A 17,478-nucleotide genomic window follows, 5' to 3' on the forward strand; every position below is an offset into this window, starting at 1 on the left:
GGTGGGCGGCGGTACGCAAAGGGGCGGTCAGCTCCGCTTCCGTACGAAGTCCAGGGACGCGGCGAAGATCCGCCGCACCCCGGCGTCGTCCAGGCCGTGCCATCCGTGGTCGGCGCCCGGCACGGTCTCCAGCTCGACCGGCGTCCCGGCCGCCCACAGCGCCGCCGCCAGGTCCCGCCCGTGCGAGCACGGCACCATCGTGTCGGCCTCGCCGTGCACCACGAGGAAGGGCGGCGCCTCGGCGTGCACCCGCTTCAACGGACTCGCGGCGTGCGCCCGCCGCGGCACCGACGCGGGCGCCCCGCCCAGCAGCAGCGCCTCGGGAGTGGCCGGGTCCGCCGGATCGAACGGGGGCCGCGGCGCCGTCAGGTCCGCCGGTCCGTACCAGACCACGGCGCCCGCGAGCCGCGGCTCGTCGTGCGTGAGCGCGAGCAGCGAGGCCAGGTGGCCGCCCGCCGACTCGCCCCACACCACCGTGCGCGCCGGGTCGATGCCCAGCTCGTCCGCGCGCAGGCCCAGCCAGCGCAGCGCCGACCGCAGGTCCTCCAGCGGCGCGGGAAAGCTCGCCTCGCTGCTCAGCCGGTAGTCGACGCAGGCCACCGCGTGGCCCGCCGCGGCGAGTTGCTCGAACGGGCCCGGGTCCCAGCCGCGGGTGTGCACCCCCATGTCGTCGCGTCGGCCGCGCCGCCACGCCCCGCCGTGCACGAACAGCACCAGTGGGGCGGCGGCAGCCGTGGCGGGCAGCCACAGGTCGAGTTCCAGCGGGCGGGCGCCTTCGACCTCCGCGTACGGGACGCCGCGCAGTACCCGTGTCCCGCCCCCGCGTTCGGCGGCGGGCGGCAGCGGCGCGACGTCGGGGTGCGGCGCCGCGATGAGGGCGCGCAGCTCGCCCGGCGTCACGCGGTCCGCCACTGGTGGTCGGGCAGGAAGCGCACGTCGTACTCCTGCGGAACGGTGCCGAACTTGCGTGGTTCGGGGACGAACGGCCGGGCCGGCAGGCCCATCTCCTCCACCGGCGTGCCCAGCGACTCGAAGAACCGCTCGAAGGTGCCGCCCGGGCCCGCGGCGACGCCCACGACCTGGGAGTGGTGGCGCTCCATGCGGTAGGCGTGCGCGCAGTTCTTCGGCACGAAACCGAAGTCGCCCGGCATGAGCAGCCGCTCCAGTTGCTCGCCCTCGGGGTCCTCGGCGAAGAGCCGGACCGCGCCCTGCGTCACGTAGAAGACCTCGTGGGTGTCCGCGTGCACGTGCGCCGGGATGATGTCGCCCTTCGGGCCCTCGACGGTGAAGAAGTTGAAGGTGTTGTCGGTCTGCTCGCCGCCCGCGTAGACGGTCACGAGGTCGCCGAAGAGGTGGGCCCGGTCGCCCTCGCCCTTCTCGACGACGTACGGCTTCGAGGGGTCGGCTGGTATCCGTGAGGTGCCGCGGTAGCGCGTCGCGAACTCCATGGTCATGGCGCCTGTCCTTTCTTTGTCAGGGTGCCTGACGATCAATGTCAGGTAGCCTGACACATGAGGCGGTCGACGGGCAAGGATCCGTGTCCGCCCTGGATGCCGGAGAGGACGGGAAGCGATGAGCGAGCCCCGACGTGATCTGCCGCAGCTGCTCGGCGAGGCCCGCCGCTGGTTCGAGGACGGGCTGCTCGCGGCGCTGGAGGGGCAGGGCGTCGCGCCGATAACGCCCACTCAGGTGCAGCTCTTCGCGATGCTCGACGCCGACGGCACCACCGTCTCCGAGCTGGCCCGCCGCATGGGCGTGACCCGGCAGACCGTCCATCAGGCCGTGCGCGTACTGATCGCGGACGGGCTCCTGGAGCAGGTGCCCGATCCCGCGTCGGCCCGGCAGCGGCTCGTCCGCCGCACCGCGGACGGGCGCCGCGCCCACGAGCGTGCGCGCCAAGCCCTCGACGGCCTGGAGGCCCGGCTCGCCGGTCGTATCGGCGAGCCGGCGCTCGCCGCCCTCCGGGGTGCGCTCGAACTGCCGTGGGGTGAGCCCGTCTCCGAGTGAGCCCGCCCCCGCGTTCCTGAGGTTTCTGAGAGTGCGAACAAAATCGTTGACAATTCTGTTCGCCTAGATTTAGCGTCGACACGCACTCACTCAGGGAGGGCACATGCCGAAGGAAGCCCGTCCGGGCTCCGGAGAGCAGGCCAAGCAGTACGCGCTGGATCAGCTGCGGCAGGCGATTCTGCGCGGCGAGATGTCACCGGCCCAGCGGCTGGTGGAGAACGAACTCGCCGAGCAGTACGACGTGACGCGGGCGAGCATCCGCGCGGCACTGCTCGAACTGGCCGCCGAAGGACTGGTCGAGCGGATTCGCAACCGCGGCTCGCGGGTGCGGGTCGTCACGGTGGAGGAGGCCGTGGAGATCACGGAGTGCCGGATGGCGCTCGAAGGGCTGTGCGCGGCCAAGGCGGCTCAAGAGGCCACCGACGCACAGCTCGACGAGCTCACCGGGCTCGGTGACGCCATGACCAAGGCGGTCGAGAACGGTGACCCGCTCACCTACTCCGACCTCAACCACGGGCTGCACGCCCGCATCCGGGAGATCTCCGGCCAGCACACGGCCGTCGGGCTCCTGGAACGGCTCAACGCCCAACTGGTGCGTCACCGCTTCCAGTTGGCGCTGCGGCCGGGGCGTTCGCAGCAGTCCCTGAGCGAGCATCTGGCGATGATCGAGGCGATCCGCGCCAGGGACCCGCAGGCGGCCGAGACGGCCGTCCGCGCCCACCTCCGCAGCGTGATCGACGTACTGCGCGCCGACTGACGCCGCATCGGGGACGGGCGCACACCTGTCACCAAGGAGATGCAGCAATGAGCAACGGCCCCGCGCCCGGCACCCCGCCCCGATCGACCCTGGTGGTCACCGCGCATGCCGGGGACTTCGTGTGGCGGGCCGGCGGCGCCATCGCGCTCGCCGCCGCCCGCGGCGAGAGGGTGACCATCGCGTGCCTGACGTTCGGGGAGCGCGGCGAGTCCGCCAAGGCCTGGCGGGAGGGGAAGAAGCTCGACGAGATCAAGGCGATCCGCCGCGACGAGGCCGAGCGCGCCGCCGCCACGCTCGGCGCCGAGGTCCGGTTCTTCGACGCCGGTGACTACCCGCTGGTGGCGAGCGCCGAACTGACCGACCGCCTCGTCACCGTCTACCGGGAGACCCAGCCCGACGTGGTGCTCACGCACCCGGTCGATGACCCGTACAACGGCGACCACCCGGCCGCCAACCGCATGGCCCTGGAGGCCCGCGTCCTCGCGCAGGCCATCGGCTACCCCGGCGAGGGCGAGATCATCGGCGCCCCGCCCGTCTTCTACTTCGAGCCGCACCAGCCCGAGATGAGCGGCTTCAGGCCCGAGGTCCTCCTCGACATCAGCGAGGTCTGGGACACCAAGCGCAAGGCCATGGAGTGCCTCGGCGCCCAACAGCACCTCTGGGACTACTACACCGACCTCGCCGTACGCCGGGGTGTGCAGCTCAAGCGGAACGCCGGGCCGAACCTGGGGCTGGCCCACAAGACCATGGCCGAGGCGTACATGCGCCCGTACCCGCAGATCGCGAAGGAGCTCGCCTGATGCCCGGCGTCATCGTCACCGACCCGCCCAAGGCCGACCCGAAGGACGTCGAGGCGCTGTCCGCCTACGGGGTCGCCACCGTCCACGAGGCGATGGGCCGCACCGGCCTCCTCGGCCACCACCTGCGCCCCAACCAGCAGGACACCCGCATCGCCGGCACCGCCGTCACGGTGCTCTCGTGGCCCGGCGACAACCTCATGATCCACGCGGCCGTGGAGCAGTGCGGCGAGGGCGACATCCTCGTCGTGACCACCACCTCGCCGTCCATGGACGGCATGTTCGGCGAACTGTTCGCGACCGCGCTCCAGAAGCGGGGCGTGCGCGGCATCGTCACCAACGCCGGGATCCGGGACACCGCCGAACTGCGCGAGATGGGCTTCCACGCCTGGTCCGCCGCGGTGTCCGCACAGGGCACGGTCAAGGCCACAGGCGGAAGTGTCAACGTGCCGGTCGTCATCGGGAGCGAGACCGTCCGCCCCGGCGATGTCATCGTCGCGGACGACGACGGTGTCGTGGTCGTCCCGCGCGAGCGCACCGCCGAGGCCGCGCAGAAGTCGCAGGCCCGCGAGGAGAAGGAGGCCGCCACCCGCGCCGCCTTCATCGAGGGCCAACTCGGCCTGGACCGCTACGGATTGCGCGACACCCTCAAGCGGCTCGGCGTCGAGTACCGCACGTACGAGGAGCACACCGGAGCCGGATCGTGACCGGCACGGCGGACGGCGTGCGCTGTCTGCTGATGCGCGGCGGCACCTCCAAGGGCGCCTACTTCCTGGCCGACGACCTGCCCGCCGAACCGGCCGCCCGCGACGAGCTGTTGCTGCGGGTGATGGGCAGCCCGGACCCGCGCCAGATCGATGGCATCGGCGGCGCCCACCCCCTCACCAGCAAGGTGGCGGTGGTGTCACCCTCGGACGATCCGGACGCCGATGTCGACTACCTGTTCCTCCAAGTGAACGTCGACGAACCGGTGGTGTCTGACCGTCAGAACTGCGGAAACATCCTCGCCGGTGTCGGACCCTTCGCCGTCGAGCGCGGCCTGGTGCCCGCGGCGGGCGACGAGACCTCGGTCCGCATCCGCATGGTCAACTCCGGCGACCGGGCCACGGCGACGTTCCCGACGCCGGGCGGCCGGGTCGACTACAGCGGCGACGCCGAGATCTCCGGCGTACCCGGAACGGCGGCCGCGGTGGTCATCGAATTCCCGCCGGGGGAGGGCGCCCTGCTCCCCACCGGACACGTGCGGGACACCCTCGCGGGCACCGAGGTGACCTGCGTCGACAACGGCATGCCGACCGTGCTCGTCCCCGCCGAGGCACTGAAGGCCACCGGATACGAGAGCCCCGAGGACCTGGAGGCGGACGAGGAGCTGGCCGGACGGCTGCACGAGATCCGCCTGGCGGCCGGTGAGGCCATGGGACTCGGTGATGTCACCGGGGCCACCGTGCCCAAGCTGACCCTGCTCGCCCCGCCCCGGCACGGCGGCGCCGTCACCACCCGCACCTTCATCCCCGTGCGCTGCCACACCTCCATCGGCGTGCTCGGCGCGGCGAGCGTCGCGGCGGGCCTGCGCATCGAGGGCAGCGTGGCGGACGGCATCGCCCAAGCCCCCAGTAGCGGCGACCGCCTCCGCATCGAACACCCCACCGGCTTCACCGACATCGAAAGCACCCTCACCACGGGCCCCGACGGAACGCCCGCCGCCCGGCGCACCGCCGTCGTCCGCACGGCCCGAAAACTCTTCGACGGCACGGTCTTCCCGCGCCCTCTCGACACGGCACCACTCCCCGCACCCACCGCACAGACCCCAGGAGGCCAACGATGACTCCGCCCCTCGGCGACATCGCCCACATCGGCCACGCCCAGCTGTTCACCCCGGACCTGGACGCCAGCGTCGGCTTCTTCACGGACTTCCTGGGCCTGACCGTCTGCGGCAGGGACGGCGACACCGTGTACCTGCGCACCTTCGACGACTACGAGCACCACAGCCTCGTCCTCACCGCCCGCGAGCAGCCGGGCCTCGGCCGGATCGCCCTGCGCACCTCCAGCGAGGAAGCGCTGCAGCGCCGCGTGAAGGCGGTCGAGGAGTCCGGCGGCACCGGCCACTGGACCGAGGACGAGCCCGGCATCGGCAAGCTCTACGTCACCACCGACCCGGACGGCCACGAGCACGCCCTCTACTGGGACAGCGAGCACTACCGGGCCCCCGACGAGCTCAAGCCCGCTCTGAAGAACCAGCCGCAGGCCAAGCCCAACCGGGGCGTCGGCGTCCGCCGCCTCGACCACGTCAACTTCCTGGCCTCGGACGTCGCCCTCAACGCCGACTTCCAGTCGCACGTCCTCGGCGCCCGCCCCACCGAGCAGATCCAGCTCGACACCGGCCGCATCGCGGGCAAGTGGCTGACCTTCACCAACAAGTCGTACGACGTCGTCTACACCGAGGACTGGACCGGCGCCAACGGCCGCCTCCACCACATCGCGTTCGCGACCGACAACCGCGAGGACATCCTGCGCGCCGCCGACCTCGCCATCGACACCGGCGTGTTCATCGAGACGGGCCCGCACAAGCACGCCATCCAGCAGACGTTCTTCCTCTACGTCTACGAACCCGGCGGCAACCGCATCGAACTGTGCAACCCGCTCACCCGCCTCGTGCTCGCCCCCGACTGGCCGCTCATCACCTGGACCGAGGAAGAGCGCAAGAAGGGCCAGGCCTGGGGCCTGAAGACCATCGAGTCCTTCCACACCCACGGCACCCCGCCCGTGCAGGCCTGACCCCGCACATCCCACCCCACCATTACCGGGCCGCCACCGGACAGCCCGGACGAGAGGAACAACGATGTCCTCGCGTTACCGCTCCGCCCTGCCCAAAACCGCGGCCTCCGCCGCCGCGTCCGAGCCGTCCCGCCGCAGCCGCACCGTCGTCATCGCCCTGTGCTGGGCGCTGGTGTTCATCGACGGCATCGACACCTTCATCTACGGCTCCGCGCTGCCGCACATGCTCGGCTCCAAGGCGCTCGGCCTGACCGACGCCACCGCAGGTGACATCGGCAGCTACACCACCTTCGGCATGCTCGTCGGCACGATCCTGTCCGGCACCGTCAGCAACTGGGTGGGCCGCCGCAAGACCGTCTTCACCTCGGTCGTCGTCTTCACCATCGCCACCGTCGGCTGCGGACTCGCCCAGAGCGCCGGGGTCTTCGGCTTCTTCCGCCTGGTGTGCGGCTTCGGCCTCGGCGCGCTCCTGCCGATCGCCATCTCCTACGGCATGGAGTTCACCACCGGCGCCCGCAAGGCGCTCGCGACCGGTGTCATCATGACCGCCCACCAGACCGGCGGCGCCGTCGCACCGCTGCTCGCGCTGTGGCTGATCGACGACTTCGGCTGGCGCTCCGCCTTCGTCGTCGGCGCGATACCCGCGCTGATCTTCCTGCCGCTCGCCCTGAAGCTGCTGCCCGAGTCGCCGACCAACCTGCTCACCCGCGGCCGCACCGCGGACGCGCAGGGGCTCGCGGACTCGTACGGTCTCGAACTGCCCGCGCCCAAGGGGCACGCGGCCGACAAGCTGGAGAGCCTCAAGGCCCTCTTCCGGGGCCGCCAGTGGCTGACCACGCTGTGCTTCTGGCTGACGTCGTTCGCGGGCCTGCTCCTCGTCTACGGGGTCGGCCAGTGGCTGCCGAAGATCATGGGCGACCTCGGGTACGAGACCGGTGACTCGCTGCTCTTCTCGACGTTCCTCAACGTCGGCGGCATCGTCGGCATGCTGGTCGCGGGCCGGCTCGCCGACCGCATCGGCCCGCGCCGCATCGTCATCATCTGGTTCGCGCTGACCGCGGTCTTCGTGTACCTGATGGGCGTGCACATGTCGGTGGGCGTGCTGTACTGCGTGGTCTTCCTCGCCGGGCTGCTCCTGTTCAGCGGGCAGACCATGGTGTACGCGACGGTCGGCTCGCACCACGTCGAGGAGGACCGGCCCACCGCGCTCAGCTGGGTCTCCGGCATGGGCCGCTTCGGCGCCGTCTTCGGCCCGTGGATGGGCGGCCAGCTGCTCGCCGCGGGCCATGCCGACCTGGGCTTCACGATGTTCTCGGTGGCCGCCGTGTTCGGCGCCGTGATGATGGCGCTGGCCGCCCTCACCATCAGGGCCGGGGCGAACCGGGAGAGCGGGGGCCGCAAGGGCGCGCCGGCCCTGGCCGGTTGATCGCTCGGGCGCTGTAGCGGACACGAGGGGTGAAAGGGGGCGCGAGAAGCGCGAGAAAGGCGGCGGTCGCGTGGAACACACCCGCACAGTGTCGCGACCGCCGCCCGGACGCGTGCCGCGCTGTCGCTCGGGCGCGGCGACGTCCATCAGGGTCAACTTCGGTGCCTCGTGCGGGTGACGGTGCATCCGCCCGCGCCCCTCGGACGGTTGCCCCGTCGAGCGGATGTGCCCACGGCGGTCGGGCGTGGCGGTGTTGCGTCAGCGGGGGAGCGACCCGGCGACGGCCGACGCGACGACCCGGCGGACGTCCGCCTCCGTCGGCGGACCTTCCTCCCGGTTCGCGTACAGCAGATGGCCGGAGCCGACGAGGGTGAGGCCCAGGGAGTCGAGGTCCGTGTCGGCCACCAGTCGGCCCACCTGCCGTTCCGCCTCAAGGTAGGAGCGGAGCATGGCGGTGGCGTCCGCGAGGACGGCGAGGCCGGGTCGGCCGGCCGCCCGCAGCCGGGCGCGCAGCCCGTCGCGGAAGGTGAGCAGGCCGACCATGGCGACGACGACCGGGGTGAACAGGTCGGCCAGCGCGTCGGTGAGCAGGTCGACGACGGTGCGGGTGCCCGCGGAGGCGACGAGCGTGGCGGCCCGTTCCTCCATGCGGCCCGCGCGGTCGATCACGAGATCGGCCAGGAAGGCGTCGAAGTCGGCGAAGTGGCGGTGCAGCACGCCCTTGGCGCAGCCCGCCTCCGTGGTGACCGCACGACTGGTCAGCGCGGCGGCGCCGTCCCGCATGAGGATGCGCTCGGCCGCGTCGAAGAGTTGCTCGCGGACATCGCGGATGGCCACACCGGTCGGCACCTGCACTTCTCCTCTGTTCGACTCGGGCCAGACTAGAAGAGTGGGCAAGCGCCCATTATGGTGGGCGCATGCCCACTCATGGAACAGGGCCGACCCGGCCGCCCGCGAACGAACCGCACAAGGCCCGCTCCATGGCGGAGTCCTTCGGCGCCGACCCCGAGCGCTACGACCGCACCCGGCCCCGCTATCCCGAGGCCCTCGTGGCCCGGATCGCCGCCGCCGCGCCGGGGCCGGACGTCCTCGACGTCGGCTGCGGCACCGGCATCGCGTCCCGCCAGTTCCGGGCCGCGGGCTGCACGGTTCTCGGCGTCGACGTCGACGCGCGCATGGCCCAGTACGCGCGCGGTGGTGGACTCGACGTGGAGGTCGGCACGTTCGAGAGCTGGGACGCGGCGGGCCGCACTTTCGACGCGGTCGTCGCGGGCCAGACGTGGCACTGGGTCGACCCGGTGGCGGGATCCGCGAAGGCGGCCGAAGTCCTGCGCCCCGGCGGCCGCCTCGCCCTCTTCTGGAACGTCTTCCGCCCCGGCCCCGAGCTTGCGGACGCCTTCGCAGCCGCCCACCGCGCGGCACTGCCCGACTCCCCGCGCAACCCTTGGGACCGCCCCACCCTCGACGCCTACGGAGCGATCTTCGCGAAGGTCGCCGACGGGCTGCGGGACAGCGGTCTGTTCGGCGAACCCGAGGAGTGGCGCTTCGACTGGGAGGCCACATACACGCGCGACGCGTGGCTGGAGCAGATGCGGACCAGCGGGGAGGCGGGCACCTACCGGCCGGAACAGCTGGCGGATCTGCTGGACCGCACGGGCGCCGCGATCGACGCCCTCGGCGGCACGTTCACCCTGCCGTACACGGCGGTCGTGGTCACCGCGGCGCGCGCCGGTGCCGCCTGAGCGCCTCGCGCACGCTCTGCGCGGCGACCGATTGTCAGTGGTCGCTGATATCTCTGGAGCTGTACCGAACGCGTCGACGGATCCATGAGGGAGGTGCGAGCCATCAGCGAGGAAGCCAGGCGCCGGCCGCCCGGCGGGGACCTGTGTGTCCGGCGGCACCCGGAGACACAGGTGGAGTGCGTGCTCGCCGACACGCACTATCCGCGCCCGCACTATGCGCTGGACGGCACGACGTGGCACGACGGGCTGTGCGCGGCCTGCCACGGCAGCGGGATACGGGAGGACGGGGTGTGCGGCGATTGCCGTGGCGGCGGTTTCTGTCTGCTGGACGAGCAGGAGTGAGCGGGGGCCGCGCGCGGCCGTTCACATACGGGGGTCAGGACTGACCTCGGCAGAAGCACGACGAGCCGATCGGGACGTCCGCCACCGCGAGAGCCATGGTCAGCTGCGGGGCGACGATGCCGGCCTCCGCGTCGCGGCCGAGGCGGAGCAGGCACTCGTGGTAGCCGTGCAGCGCCCACACGTTGTTCGGATGCCGCAGGGCGCGGGGGAGCGCGTCGGTCACGCCGAGGTCGGCGGCGTACACCTCGGCGGCGTCCGCGACCCTGCCCTGCTCCAGGAGCAGCGCCCCGTACGCGTGCCGGGTCGGCTGCATCCAACCCCACGGCTCGTCGTAGGGAAGGGTGTCGTCGAGGCGGATGGCGCGGCGGAGGTCCGCGAAGGCGCGGTCGATGTCGCCCACCCGGTAGGCGAGTTCACCGTCGAGCATCGCCGCGGCGATGGCGAGGAGGTCGACGGCGGTGTTGTTGAAGACGGTGCGGGAGTGCGGCACGCGGTCCACGGCGGCGCGGAAGCGCGCGCGTTCGTCCGCCGCCTCGGGTGTGCGGCCCGTCGCGGCCAGGGCCACGCCCCTGCCGTAGTGGGTCATCGCCGTCGTCACGCAGTACAGCTCCGGGTCGGCGGGCAGCGGCAGGTCGATCAGCTCCTGCCAGCGGCCGAAGCGGACCAGGGCGTGCACCCGCATGCCCCGGAAGCCTTCGAGCCAGTCGGCCATCGGCGGGGAGTCGACGCGCAGCAGCTCCTCGGGGACGGCGGCTTCGAGGCGGGTCACGGAGTCGAACGCCACCTCGGCCTGGCCCGCGAACATCGCGGCGTAGAGCCGGAAGTGGAGGTTGTGGCAGCGGTACAGCGTGTAGAAGTTCATGGCGCCGTCGCGGGCCAGGGCCTTCTCGTCCGCCGCCGTGGCGCGGGTGTTGGCCGCGATGGTGCGCCGGTAGTCGCCGCAGAGCACGTCGATGTGCGAGGGCATGTGGTGCAGGTGGCCCGCGTCCGGGACCAGGCCCCGGAGCCTATCGGCGACCGGCAGCGCCTGCTCGGGGGTCGGTGACATCTCCATGAGGTGGATGTACAGGTGCAGCAGTCCGGGGTGGTCCCGGCCGTCCGGGCGGCCGATGGCGCGCTCCAGGGCTTCCCGTGCCTCGACGGTGCGGGCGCCCTCGGCGGGGCGGCCGGTGGGCAGGTCCCACAGCTCCCAGGGCGTCAGGTTCATCAGGGCGTCGGCGTACAGCGTCGCCACGTCCGGGTCGTCCCGGTGGTTCGCGTAGACCTTGCCCATGGCCTGCGCGTACTCCTCGTTCCACACCGACTGGTCGGGGGCCGGTTCGGGCGCCGGGTAGCGGGACTTGAGGGCGTCGATCAGCGCCTGCTCGGTCGGTGTCGCGTGCGCCGCGGCGAGCGTGGCCCGCTCCACGGCGCGGTGCGTGCGCGCGACGGTCGACGTCAGGTCCCGCTCGTCGAACGCGTCCCACTGTTTGTTGTAGTTCGGCCCCAGGGCGTAGGCGAGACCCCAGTGCGCCATGGCGCAGTGCTCGTCGGCCTCGGCGGCCCGCTCGAAGCAGGCGGCCGCCTCCTCGTGATGGAAGGCGTACACCCACACCAGGCCGCGGTCGAACCAGAGTTGAGCCTCGGGTGAGTCGGTGGTGATCGTACGGTGGAACGTTCCGAGGTCGTAGTAGCCGTCGTCGTTCACGGTGCCGCCTTCGACGAGAGTGCCGGGTCCATCCCGGTCGGGGGTGGATCCGGCACATTGTCCCGCTGCGACGGGCGCCGCACCATGGGCGGCGCCGGGACTTCAGCCCTGCAGGCGCGAACGCAGCAGCTGCTTGCCGATTTCGGCGCCCTTGCGGCTGTCGGCCTGCGCCTTGCGGAACAGCTCGGCGAGCTCCTGGTCCTTGCCGCGCTCCGCGTCCTGGACGTATGTCTCCAGGCGCAGCGCGTTGCTCAGGCAGGACTCGACGAACCAGACGAGGTTGTAGTCCTTGTCCAGCGTGCCGGTGACGTCACCGGTCTCGGTGCTGGTCGTCATGGCGGTGTCCTCCGTGTCGTCGTCTCGTCTCGGTGGACGTGGTGCGGGCGGCCGGGTACCCGGAGCCCGCCGACGTACGCACACGGGGTGGACGACTTCCGGTCAGGCCCGCGCGGTGTCGTCCTCGGCCTCACCTGCGGCGGTGAAGAAGTCGACGAGCGAGTGCGGTGCGCCGTCGCCGAGGCAGAGGTCCAGGATTTCGCGCGCGTCCTCGTAGAAGCCCGCGGTCCGGGCGAACATCGCCTCCTCGTACGCCGTGAGTGCCGCTTCGATGTCGCCGGGGTGCTCGGCGATCGCCCTGCCGAGTTCGGCGCCGTCGAACATGGCCAGGTTGGCGCCGTCGCCGGACGGCGGCATCAGGTGCGCGGCGTCGCCCAGGAGCGTCACGCCCGGCACGTGGTCCCAGCTGTGCCGGTCGGGCAGCGTGTGGATCGCGCGCGCGACCGGGGCGGAGGAGCCGTCGGTGATCAGCGCCGTGAGCTCCGGGGCCCAGCCCTCGAACTCGGCCGCGATCCGGGCCTTCGCCGCGTCGGCGTCCGTGAAGTCGATGTCGGCGAACCAGTCCGCGGGGCGGGTCAGTTGGACGTATGTGTGGATGATCCCGCCGGCCTCGCGGTGCGCGTTGATGCCCTTGCCGGGGGAGGGGGCGAGCATCGCGCCGACGCCGACCGCCTCGGCGGCCGCGGCGTGCCGCTCGTCGACGTCGTGCAGGTAGGTCTCGACGAACGTGGTGCCGATGTAGACGGGCTTGGCGTCCGAGACGAGCGGGCGGACCTTCGACCAGGCGCCGTCGGCACCCACGAGGAGGCCGGTGTCGACGGTGGAACCGTCGGCGAAGGTCAGCTCGTGACGGCCGTCGCCGAGCGGCCGGACGGCGGTGATCTTGTGCCCCCACCGGACGGTGCCCTCGGGCAGCGAGTCGAGCAGGATCCGGCGCAGGTCGCCGCGGAGCACTTCGGGGCGGCTCTCGTTGCCGTCGTCGGGCTCGTCGAGCAGCACCTTGCCGTGCTGGTCGAGCACGCGCAGCGCCTCGGCGCCCGCGTGGATGATCGCGCGGAACTCCTCGGTGAGCCCGGCCGCGGCGAGCGCCGCCTGCCCGTCGGCCTCGTGTATGTCGAGCTGGCCGCCCTGGGTGCGGGAGTCCGGTGAGGGATCGGCTTCGTAGACCGTCGCGGGGAGGCCGTGGACGTGCAGGACGCGGGCGAGGACGAGGCCGCCGAGGCCGGCGCCGACGATCGCGACGGGGGATGTGGTGTGCGCAGTCGTGTTCATGATCTTGCTCCATTTCGAGAACTTCGAGAACTTCGAGAACTTCGAGAGTGAGGTGGATGGTGATGTTGGAACGTTGTTCCACTGTCAGTTTGGAACAACGTTCCAGTCGTGTCAAAATGGGACGCATGGCGACCAGGGCACAGCGGGCGGAGCGGCGCACCGACGCGCTTTCCAAGGAGCGGATCGTCGAGGCCGCGATCGAGATCCTCGACACCGAGGCCGAGCGGGGGCTGACCTTCCGCGCGCTCGCGGCGCGCCTCGCCACCGGCGCGGGGGCGATCTACTGGCACGTCGCGAACAAGGACGAGCTGCTCTCGGCGGCCACCGACGGCGTCGTCACGCGCGTCATGGCGGAGGTGGCCCGGGACGGGGACCCGCGGGAGGGGATCCGGGACCTCGCGCTCGGCGTGTTCGACGCCATCGACGCGCGCCCGTGGGTGGGGACCCAGCTCTCCCGGGAGCCGTGGGGGGCCGCGCTGCTGCAGATCTTCGAAGGGCTCGGCGGACGGCTGCGGGCGCTGGGCGTTCCGCAGGCCGAGCAGTTCAACTCAGCCTCCGCGCTGCTGAACTACGTCCTCGGGGCCGCGGCGCAGAACGCCGCCAACGCCCGTCTGGTGCTCCCGGGCGCGACCGACCGCTCGGCGTTCCTCGGGGGCATCGCCGGGCACTGGGCGGAACTCGACCCCGCTCGCTACCCGTTCGTCCGGCAGGTGGCGGCGGAGCTGCCCGAACACGACGACCGGGCGCAGTTCCTGGCCGGCATCGACCTCATACTGACGGGTATCGATGCCGCGAGGAGGGCGCATGGCTGAGGGTGGGAACGGAACCCCGACGGGGGATCGGGCTGCCGGGCACCGGGACACCGAGGGTCGGGACGACGTGGACGCCGTCACCCGCGCGGTGCTCACCGCGTCGCGGCTGCTGGTCGCCGTGTCCGCGCGGTCGCTCGCGGAGGTCGAGGAACGGGTGACGCTGCCGCAATTCAGGATGCTCGTGGTGCTGTCCACGCGCGGCGCCACCAAACTCGTCACGCTCGCCGAGCAGTTGCACGTCGCGCCGTCGACGGCGATGCGCATGGTGGACCGGCTGATCGCCGCCGGACTCGCGGACCGCCGCGCGAACCCCGCCAACCGCCGGGAGACGCTGCTGCAACTGACCGACGAGGGGCGCCGCACCGTCGAGAACGTCACCGCGCGGCGCCGTCAGGACATCGCGGAGATCGTGCAGCGCCTCGAACCGGAGCAGCGGTCCTCGCTCATCGGGGCGCTGGACGCGTTCAACGAGGCGGGTGGTGAGCCCTCGGCGCCCGGCGTCCCCGACCCGACCCTGTACCCGCTCGGCTGGGCCGACCTGCCGACGGGCTCCGCGGGCTGAGCGCGCCGCCCCGGCTCACACGGGCGTCGGCCGGTGCAGAGCCCGCAGCGCCCCCTGATGGCTGAGCCAGCCGACCGGCTCGTCCTTGTCGGCGCCTGCGGCCATCACGGGAAGTCCCGTACCGGGCGCCGCGAGCAGCGTGTGCAGCGCCGTCGCGAGCGGCTGGTCGGTGGTGACGCGGGGTGCGCGCAGGGCGAGTTCGCCCACGGTGGCGGGCGCGCCGTCCGGCTGCTCCGCCAGCGCCTCGGCCACCGCCTGTGCCGTGACGACGCCGAGGTGGGCGCCGTCCCCGTCGCGCACCGGCAGGGCGCCGTGGCCCGAGCGGCTCAACAGGTCCGCGGCTTCGGCCAGTTGAAGGGCGGTCGGCAGGGGAGCGGGCAGCGGCTCCAGGACGGCTGCCACCGGCTGGCCGCCGAGCGGCGCGTCCGGCGCGGGCCCGTCCAGGTCGATGCCGCGGCGGCGCAGCTTGAGCGTATAGATGGTGTCGCGAGTCAGTAGCCGACTGGTGGCGGTGGCCAGCACGATCGCCAGCATCAGCGGCAGGATGATCGAGTACTCGCCGGTCAGCTCGAACAGGATCACCACGGCGGTGATCGGCGCACGGGACGAGCCCGCGAAGACGGCGCCCATGCCGATGAGCGCGTACGCGCCGACGGCCCCCGCGGTGCCCGGCAGCAGCCCGTGGGCGACCGCGCCGAACGCGGCGCCCAGCATCGCCCCGATGAAGAGGCTCGGCGCGAACACCCCGCCCGAGCCGCCGATCCCGATCGTCAGGCTCGTGGCGATCATCTTGCCGACGAGCAGGAGCAGCAGGAAGCCGACGGCGTACCCGCCCTCCGTGGCCTTCTCCAGGACCGGGTAGCCGACCCCGTACATCTCGGGGAGCGCGAGCAGCACCAGGCCGAGGGCCAGGCCACCGGCCGCGGGGCGCAGCCACTCGGGGCCGCGCCATAGCCAGTCGCAGGCGTCCTCGATCGCGTACAGGACGCGCGAGAACCCGACGCCGACCGCGCCCGCGAGGACACCGAGCACGGCGAACAGGGCGTACTGCCCGAGGTGTTGGACGGGAAAGGCGGGCAGGTCCAGGAAGGCGACGTCGCCGAAGGCGGCCCGGCCGATCACGCTCGCGGTGACGCTGGCCAGGACGGTCGCGCCGAACGCCTCGACGGTGAAGGTCCGCAGGATCAGCTCCATCGCGAAGAAGACCCCGGCGAGCGGGGCGTTGAACGTCGCCGCGATGCCGCCCGCCGCGCCGCACGCCACGAGGAGCTTCAGCCGCTCCTCGGTGAGCCCCGTGACCCGGCCGAGCGTGGAGCCGAGCGCCGAGCCGATCTGTACGATCGGCCCCTCGCGGCCCACCGACCCGCCCGAGCCGATGGTCAGCGCCGAGGCGAGGGTCTTCACGACGGCCACCTTCGGGCTGATCCGGCCGCCGCGCTTGGCGACCGCGAGCATCACCTCCGGCACGCCGTGCCCGCGTGCCTCCTTGGCGAAGCGGTTGACCAGCGGCCCGTAGAGCAGGCCGCCGAGCACGGGGGTGACGACGACGAAGAAGGGGCCGAGCCAGGGCACGTGCGGGTTGGCGCTGCCGGGGGTCGCCGCGTAGTCGGCGTGCCCGGAGAACAGGTGGGTGAACGTCTGGATGCACCAGCGGAAGACGATCGAGCCGAGGCCCGCTCCCGCGCCGACGAGCACCGCGAGGACCATCGTCGAACCCCGGCCGCCGAGGATCGGGCGCAGTGCCCGCAGGCCGCCTCCTGTGCCACTCACTCTTTCCGCTCCCTTACTTTTGCATCATGCAAAATCGTACCTTTGCATTATGCAAAACGTGTCAAGGGCCCTACGGGCGGGCCACTGCGGGGAGGGCGCCGCGGGAGGTCTTACGGAGTCGTGACGCATCGGCCCGTTGACGTGGTGCGAGGGGTCCGGGGGCCTAGCGTGGCGGCATGCGCGTACTGGTCACCGGCGGTGCCGGGTTCATCGGGTCCCATGTCGTCGAGGCGCTCACCGCGCGCGGGCACGAACCCGTCGTGTTCGACGTGCGGGACGCTCCCGGCGCCGATGTGCGGGACCCCGACGCGGTCGCCCGGGCGCTGGCCGGCGTGGACGCCGTGTGCCACCAGGCGGCGATGGTCGGGCTCGGGAACGGCGTCGCCGACGCGGCCGAGTACGTCTCGCGCAACGACCTCGGCACGGCGGTGCTGCTCGCCGCGATGGCGGAGGCCGGTGTGCCGCGGCTCGTGCTCGCCGGGTCGATGGTCGTCTACGGGGAGGGGCGCTACGCCTGTCCGCGGCACGGCGTCGTCCGGCCGGGGCCGCGGGACGCCGCCGACCTGGACGCGGGGCGCTTCGAGCCGCGCTGCCCCGACTGCGGCGCCGAGTTGGCGCCGGGACTCGTCGGCGAGGACGCCCCGGCCGATCCGCGCAACGTGTACGCGGCGACCAAGCTCGCTCAGGAACACCTCGCCGCCGCCTGGGCACGCGCGACCGGCGGGACGGCGGTGTCGCTGCGCTACCACAACGTGTACGGGCCGAGGATGCCGCGCGACACCCCGTACGCGGGCGTCGCCTCCTTCTTCCGCTCCGCGCTCGCCCGCGGCGAGGCACCCCGCGTCTTCGAGGACGGCCGCCAGCGCCGCGACTTCGTGCACGTACGGGACGTCGCCGAGGCCAACGCCGTGACGCTGGAGGCCGACGCCGAGCCGGGCGTGCTGCGCGCCTACAACACCGGCAGCGGGACGCCCCACACCGTCGGCGAGATGGCGCGGGCGCTCGCGGACGCGTACGGCGGGCCGGAGCCCGTCGTGACGGGGGAGTACCGGCTCGGCGACGTGCGGCACATCACCGCGGACTCGGCCCGGCTGCGCGCCGGGTTCGGATGGAAGCCCGCGGTGGAATTCGACGACGGGGTACGGGAGTTCGCGCGGGCCGCGATGCAGCGGTAGCCGCCGCCCCGCCCCGCC

Annotated in this window: 19 protein-coding genes; 12 read left to right on the forward strand and 7 right to left on the reverse strand. The window is 72.5% G+C overall.

Annotation, left to right across the window (positions count from 1 at the left end):
• Positions 1 to 27 precede the first annotated feature (27 nt).
• Positions 28 to 912, reverse strand: coding sequence for an alpha/beta hydrolase fold domain-containing protein (locus tag ACY34M_RS28335; RefSeq protein ID WP_462721144.1), 885 nt, complete (start codon positions 910 to 912; stop codon positions 28 to 30).
• Positions 897 to 1,454 (reverse strand): quercetin 2,3-dioxygenase, encoded by a 558-nt coding sequence (locus ACY34M_RS28340; protein ID WP_462721145.1) that lies wholly within the window; start codon positions 1,452 to 1,454, stop codon positions 897 to 899. The genes ACY34M_RS28335 and ACY34M_RS28340 overlap by 16 nt, the downstream gene beginning before the upstream one ends.
• A 118-nt stretch (positions 1,455 to 1,572) precedes the next feature.
• Between ACY34M_RS28340 and ACY34M_RS28345 the strand changes: the two genes are divergently transcribed.
• From ACY34M_RS28345 to ACY34M_RS28375, 7 genes are all read left to right on the forward strand, one after another.
• Entirely contained in the window at positions 1,573 to 2,007 is a 435-nt protein-coding gene (locus ACY34M_RS28345) for a MarR family winged helix-turn-helix transcriptional regulator (RefSeq protein ID WP_462721146.1), read from the forward strand.
• Positions 2,008 to 2,110: 103 nt separating this feature from the next.
• Entirely contained in the window at positions 2,111 to 2,764 is a 654-nt protein-coding gene (locus tag ACY34M_RS28350) for a GntR family transcriptional regulator (RefSeq protein ID WP_462721147.1), read from the forward strand.
• Between the two features lie 47 nt (positions 2,765 to 2,811).
• Positions 2,812 to 3,564, forward strand: a complete 753-nt coding sequence (locus tag ACY34M_RS28355; protein ID WP_462721148.1) for a PIG-L deacetylase family protein — start codon at positions 2,812 to 2,814, stop codon at positions 3,562 to 3,564.
• Positions 3,564 to 4,268 (forward strand): 4-carboxy-4-hydroxy-2-oxoadipate aldolase/oxaloacetate decarboxylase, encoded by a 705-nt coding sequence (locus ACY34M_RS28360; RefSeq protein ID WP_462721149.1) that lies wholly within the window; start codon positions 3,564 to 3,566, stop codon positions 4,266 to 4,268. Before ACY34M_RS28355 ends, ACY34M_RS28360 begins: the two co-directional genes overlap by 1 nt.
• Positions 4,265 to 5,386, forward strand: a complete 1,122-nt coding sequence (locus tag ACY34M_RS28365) for a 4-oxalomesaconate tautomerase (RefSeq protein ID WP_462721150.1) — start codon at positions 4,265 to 4,267, stop codon at positions 5,384 to 5,386. The genes ACY34M_RS28360 and ACY34M_RS28365 overlap by 4 nt, the downstream gene beginning before the upstream one ends.
• Complete coding sequence (locus tag ACY34M_RS28370) at positions 5,383 to 6,336, forward strand: catechol 2,3-dioxygenase (protein ID WP_462721151.1); 954 nt, start codon at positions 5,383 to 5,385, stop codon at positions 6,334 to 6,336. The genes ACY34M_RS28365 and ACY34M_RS28370 overlap by 4 nt, the downstream gene beginning before the upstream one ends.
• A gap of 64 nt (positions 6,337 to 6,400) precedes the next feature.
• A complete protein-coding gene (locus tag ACY34M_RS28375; RefSeq protein WP_462721152.1) occupies positions 6,401 to 7,762 on the forward strand; it encodes an MFS transporter in 1,362 nt (453 codons plus the stop codon).
• A gap of 258 nt (positions 7,763 to 8,020) precedes the next feature.
• Here the strand turns inward: ACY34M_RS28375 and ACY34M_RS28380 are convergent, their stop codons facing one another.
• Positions 8,021 to 8,611, reverse strand: a complete 591-nt coding sequence (locus ACY34M_RS28380) for a TetR family transcriptional regulator (protein WP_462721153.1) — start codon at positions 8,609 to 8,611, stop codon at positions 8,021 to 8,023.
• A gap of 131 nt (positions 8,612 to 8,742) precedes the next feature.
• Between ACY34M_RS28380 and ACY34M_RS28385 the strand changes: the two genes are divergently transcribed.
• Positions 8,743 to 9,504, forward strand: coding sequence for a class I SAM-dependent methyltransferase (locus tag ACY34M_RS28385; RefSeq protein WP_462721282.1), 762 nt, complete (start codon positions 8,743 to 8,745; stop codon positions 9,502 to 9,504).
• Positions 9,505 to 9,588: 84 nt separating this feature from the next.
• A complete protein-coding gene (locus tag ACY34M_RS28390; protein WP_462721154.1) occupies positions 9,589 to 9,846 on the forward strand; it encodes a hypothetical protein in 258 nt (85 codons plus the stop codon).
• Positions 9,847 to 9,880: 34 nt separating this feature from the next.
• Here the strand turns inward: ACY34M_RS28390 and ACY34M_RS28395 are convergent, their stop codons facing one another.
• The 3 genes from ACY34M_RS28395 to ACY34M_RS28405 all read right to left on the reverse strand — a co-directional run bounded on the left by ACY34M_RS28395 (position 9,881) and on the right by ACY34M_RS28405 (position 13,141).
• Positions 9,881 to 11,533, reverse strand: coding sequence for a hypothetical protein (locus ACY34M_RS28395; RefSeq protein ID WP_462721155.1), 1,653 nt, complete (start codon positions 11,531 to 11,533; stop codon positions 9,881 to 9,883).
• 102 nt (positions 11,534 to 11,635) lie between these two features.
• A complete protein-coding gene (locus ACY34M_RS28400; RefSeq protein ID WP_462721156.1) occupies positions 11,636 to 11,869 on the reverse strand; it encodes a hypothetical protein in 234 nt (77 codons plus the stop codon).
• Positions 11,870 to 11,971: 102 nt separating this feature from the next.
• Positions 11,972 to 13,141, reverse strand: coding sequence for an FAD-dependent oxidoreductase (locus tag ACY34M_RS28405; RefSeq protein ID WP_462721157.1), 1,170 nt, complete (start codon positions 13,139 to 13,141; stop codon positions 11,972 to 11,974).
• 125 nt (positions 13,142 to 13,266) lie between these two features.
• Between ACY34M_RS28405 and ACY34M_RS28410 the strand changes: the two genes are divergently transcribed.
• Together ACY34M_RS28410 and ACY34M_RS28415 are read left to right on the forward strand one after the other, a co-directional pair.
• Entirely contained in the window at positions 13,267 to 13,953 is a 687-nt protein-coding gene (locus tag ACY34M_RS28410) for a TetR/AcrR family transcriptional regulator (protein ID WP_462721158.1), read from the forward strand.
• Complete coding sequence (locus ACY34M_RS28415; RefSeq protein ID WP_462721159.1) at positions 13,946 to 14,515, forward strand: MarR family winged helix-turn-helix transcriptional regulator; 570 nt, start codon at positions 13,946 to 13,948, stop codon at positions 14,513 to 14,515. Before ACY34M_RS28410 ends, ACY34M_RS28415 begins: the two co-directional genes overlap by 8 nt.
• Before the next feature lie 15 nt (positions 14,516 to 14,530).
• On the opposite strand, the gene ACY34M_RS28420 is transcribed toward ACY34M_RS28415, so the two are convergent.
• Entirely contained in the window at positions 14,531 to 16,222 is a 1,692-nt protein-coding gene (locus tag ACY34M_RS28420; protein WP_462721283.1) for a chloride channel protein, read from the reverse strand.
• Between the two features lie 239 nt (positions 16,223 to 16,461).
• Here ACY34M_RS28420 and ACY34M_RS28425 point away from each other — a divergent pair, with 239 nt between their 5' ends.
• A complete protein-coding gene (locus ACY34M_RS28425) occupies positions 16,462 to 17,460 on the forward strand; it encodes an NAD-dependent epimerase/dehydratase family protein (protein WP_462721160.1) in 999 nt (332 codons plus the stop codon).
• Positions 17,461 to 17,478: the final 18 nt, after the last annotated feature.

The sequence above is a fragment of the Streptomyces sp. EDA2-14 genome (assembly GCF_054963755.1).